This is a genomic window from Candidatus Marivariicella framensis, from assembly GCF_982709265.1.
In genome coordinates this window covers 1-3,777 of sequence record NZ_CEXPNT010000046.1, presented here as the reverse complement: position 1 = coordinate 3,777, position 3,777 = coordinate 1, and the positions used below count along the sequence as shown (strand labels likewise).

The 3,777-nt window shown below is 29.8% G+C and carries 4 protein-coding genes; 1 reads left to right on the top strand and 3 read right to left on the bottom strand.

The features are described from left to right. Window positions 1-61 precede the first annotated feature (61 nt). Both AC34EU_RS08725 and AC34EU_RS08720 read right to left on the bottom strand, forming a co-directional pair. Complete coding sequence (locus AC34EU_RS08725; protein WP_489696223.1) at window positions 62-886, bottom strand: DUF6503 family protein; 825 nt, start codon at window positions 884-886, stop codon at window positions 62-64. A gap of 59 nt (window positions 887-945) precedes the next feature. Beyond that, window positions 946-1,719: a CDP-alcohol phosphatidyltransferase family protein gene (locus tag AC34EU_RS08720; protein ID WP_489696222.1), complete on the bottom strand. Its 774-nt coding sequence runs from the start codon at window positions 1,717-1,719 to the stop codon at window positions 946-948. 224 nt (window positions 1,720-1,943) lie between these two features. On the opposite strand from AC34EU_RS08720, the gene AC34EU_RS08715 reads away from it, so the two are divergent. Continuing rightward, a complete protein-coding gene (locus AC34EU_RS08715) occupies window positions 1,944-3,164 on the top strand; it encodes an NADH:flavin oxidoreductase/NADH oxidase family protein (RefSeq protein ID WP_487534667.1) in 1,221 nt (406 codons plus the stop codon). A gap of 73 nt (window positions 3,165-3,237) precedes the next feature. Here the strand turns inward: AC34EU_RS08715 and AC34EU_RS08710 are convergent, their stop codons facing one another. Further along, window positions 3,238-3,657, bottom strand: a complete 420-nt coding sequence (locus AC34EU_RS08710; RefSeq protein ID WP_487534666.1) for a hypothetical protein — start codon at window positions 3,655-3,657, stop codon at window positions 3,238-3,240. Window positions 3,658-3,777 lie beyond the last annotated feature (120 nt).

Here is a 3,777-nt window from a genome sequence, read left to right as displayed (position 1 = left end):
ATTATTTTAATGGTTAAATAAAAGTATTAATTTGAGAGAAGGCAACTACCTGAGGTTTAGGTTATTTTAAAAAATCAACTTTTATATCTTTAATAATAATTTCAGATATTTTTTTTAATTGTTTTTTCTCAAAATATTTATCTAAATTAATTAAGGAAATTTCATTAGAAAATGGTTTGTAATTATAATAATTTACAAAACGAATTCCTTTTTTAAAACTTTGTTCTTTTAACGCTCTAAAACGCTTTCCTCCCCCATCAGTATAGTAAGAATAAGCTAAGTAGTCAATTAAAAAATTATCTTTTCCAATCCAATATATAAATACATCTTCAAAATCCTCTCCCCCTCCATCTTCAGAAAAAGAAATTTGAATTTTGTAATATTCTTTTCCTTTTATTATTGAAGATGGTAATAGCTTTTTTTGAACTGCTTTATCATTTAATCCAAAAGGTAACACAGAAAAATAATGCACTGAATTTACAGAGCTACTATATTTACTTGCCATCGTGTCAATAACAGGAAAAGGGGAAGAATCCACAAAACGTTTAAATCCTTTATTAGACACTACATCTTTAATTATGGAATTATTTGTTTTAAATACCCTATCTAAAATATAATTTCCATTTTTTCTAATCGCATTATAACTTTTATCTCTAAAATTAAAAGCTATTTGAGAATTAGTAACCTTATCTGCTCCGGACAAAAAAATGGTTTTATCTATTATTTGTTGGGCTGTTAAGAGTGTTTTTTTTACTCTTAATTTTTCGATTTCATCTTGTGGTGTGTCAAGTTTTTTATTCCATCCATAATCAGTAAATTGAATAATAGTAAGCGTAAGGAGAGTAATTATTAAAAGGGTTATTTGTAGTTTATTTTGTTTGTACATTTTCTTCTTGTTCTATTTTACGATTTAGCATTAGATCGATTTTAAAATTTGTCATGACTTTATAAGGGCTTAAGAACTAGTTTTCTCAGACCAACAAATACCACTAAAAGAGCTGAATAGCTTATAAAAAAAGGGATTACATATGCTTGAAGCTTAAAAATCAACATAAGCGCCATAATTAATAACTGAAAACCAAGACCATACATAGAGACTAGAGTCATAAACCACTTTGGAAATGGCGGACTGTCTTTTGCATTTTTATCCATATAATACATTATTTTATCAAAAGAGATATATAAAATATCGTAAATCTTATAAAAGATATTTACCATGTGCTGACTCTCTCCTTTTAGAGCTTTTGGTGCACTATCCTCAAAAATTCTACTGGTAGAATCACCTTCCACTGAATTTCGTAATATGACATAATAGTAGTTATAAACAGTCCCTTGTAGTTGAATTCCAAAAAAAGCGATTAACATATAAACTATCGAGCCATCAGTGATATACCAAAAAGCTAATAAAAAACAAAAGTTTAGCAAGATGTCTGCTATTGAATCATAATAACGTCCGATATAAGAAGGTGTTTTTTTAAGACGTGATAATTCCCCATCGGCAGCATCCAAAATAGATTTTAATATTATAAAAAATGCAGCTGTTATAAAGTATTCATTAAGCATGAATCCAATTGCAATAAGTCCTGCTATAATAAACATGGTCGTGACATGAATAGGAGTAAAACGTGTGTGTTGAAGTTGACTAGCAATCCAATGGCCAACAGGACGTCCATAGTCAGATAAGTCTAAAAACTGATATTGTCTTGGAAGTTTTGCCATTCCTATTCAGTATGAAAAGGTTAATTTTACGAACTCTCATTAGTATTCTCTAAATGTAATCTATTTATATAAAATTATTTTAATTTTTGAAGATTTTATATCTAATAAAATACCTCTAAAAGTCTAAAATAATATTTGTCACACTAACCCTTTAGATCCATACTAAAGTTGATCTAAACACTTGAGATAAGTTTGTATATTCAAAACTTAAAAAAACTAAGTTAATGAAACTTTTAACCTCCTCTTTTAAACTTCCAAATGGAACCTTATTACAGAATAGAATTGCAAAATCTGCAATGAGCGAAAACATGGGGACCTTACAAAATGCACCTACTAGAAATCTAATAAAAGCCTATGAAGTATGGTCAAAAGGAAAGCCTGGGTTACTGATTACAGGGAATGTAATGATAGATTCCAGAGCTATTGGAGAACCACGAAATGTAGTAGTTGAAGATCATTCAAATTTTGAATTACTAAAAGACTGGGCTAAATCTAGCAAGGAAACAGGAACTCATATTTGGCCACAACTGAATCACCCTGGCCGTCAAGCCTTCGCTGCAATTAATAAAGAAGTAGTTGCTCCATCTGCCATTTCTTTAAAAATGGGAGGGGCATCAAGAATGTTCAAAAAACCAACTCCATTAACTGAAGATGCAATATGGGACATAATTAAACGCTTTGGTAACTCTGCCAAAATAATGCAAGATGCTGGATTTACAGGTTGTCAAATTCATGGTGCACATGGTTATTTGGTTAGTCAATTTTTATCTCCTCTAAGTAATATTAGAAAAGATAAATGGGGAGGTTCTTTAGAAAATAGAGCACGTTTTGTTGTTGAAACATACAGGGAGATCAGAGCTCAAGTTGGGAATGAATATCCTATTGGAATTAAAATTAATTCGGCAGATTTTCAAAGAGGTGGTTTTACTGAAGAAGAATCAATGGAGGTAATCCGAATTTTATCTAAAGAAGGAATAGACATAATCGAAGTCTCTGGGGGAACTTATGAAAAACCAGCTATGGTAGGACTTAAAAAGAAGAAAAGCACTCAAGATCGAGAGGCTTATTTTTTAGATTATATAGAAAAGGCAAGAAAAATAACAGACAAACCCCTTATGCTTACCGGAGGTTTTAGAAGAGCATCAATTATGGAACAAGCATTAATTGATGACAAACTTGATATTGTTGGATTAGCAAGACCATTTTGCCTATACCCTGAGTTAGCTCAAGATGTTTTCTCAGGAAAATTAAATTATTTCGAAACTCCACTCCCTTCATCTGGAATAAAAATGTTAGACAAAATGGGCGGTATTGAATTGCCTTGGTACGAATTACAAATACACAGACTTGGAGAAGGAAAAAGACCAAAAAGACAAATAAGTGGATTAGCAGCGTTTGTTTTTAGTTTAAAAAATATTTTTTTTAAATCTTTTATTAAAAATTAAAACTCCTACTTTTCAACAAAAGGCAAGCTAATACTTGATGGATGATTTATTGAATGATGAATTTTATTTTTAATTAATTCAACCTGGGGATTCCTCGGACCTCATTTGCACCAAAAAACATATCTCCAATTAAGTCAACCGTTCTATTTGTTAGGTCTTGTTCAGAAATAATATTATTTAACTTAAACTCAGTTTGATCCATTGAGATTAATCTATTTTCTTTTTGATCAATCTTTATTTCTGTATACAAATGATATCTAAGTATTGTTTCAAGAGTTATTTTAGTTCCAGGGTAGTATGTTTGAAACCCCTTAATACTTTTAAATGTAGTTTCTAGAATTCGATAAGGTTTTTCAAACCCTAATTCACTTTTGAATCGAAGAGCCTTATATTGATAAATTGAATCTTGAGAATAACATTCAATTGAAATCATCATAAGAAACATGGTATAAATACTCTGATTTAATTTTATGTTTCTAAAGTGATAATACATACTAAAAGGTTTTATATAAAACTACAATGTTTAAGTAAACGTAATAAATATTCCATTTATTTTATTTACATTTTTTTAAAAATAAACCAAGGTATTTTTCTAAAAACCCATGCCGCAAAC

Excerpts from the sequence above, each read along its gene's own strand:
- AC34EU_RS08720 (WP_489696222.1), bottom strand. The coding sequence starts at position 1,719 with ATGGCAAAACTTCCAAGACAATATCAGTTTTTAGACTTATCTGACTAT.
- AC34EU_RS08710 (WP_487534666.1), bottom strand. The coding sequence starts at position 3,657 with ATGTATTATCACTTTAGAAACATAAAATTAAATCAGAGTATTTATACC.
- AC34EU_RS08725 (WP_489696223.1), bottom strand. The coding sequence starts at position 886 with ATGTACAAACAAAATAAACTACAAATAACCCTTTTAATAATTACTCTC.
- AC34EU_RS08715 (WP_487534667.1), top strand. The coding sequence starts at position 1,944 with ATGAAACTTTTAACCTCCTCTTTTAAACTTCCAAATGGAACCTTATTA.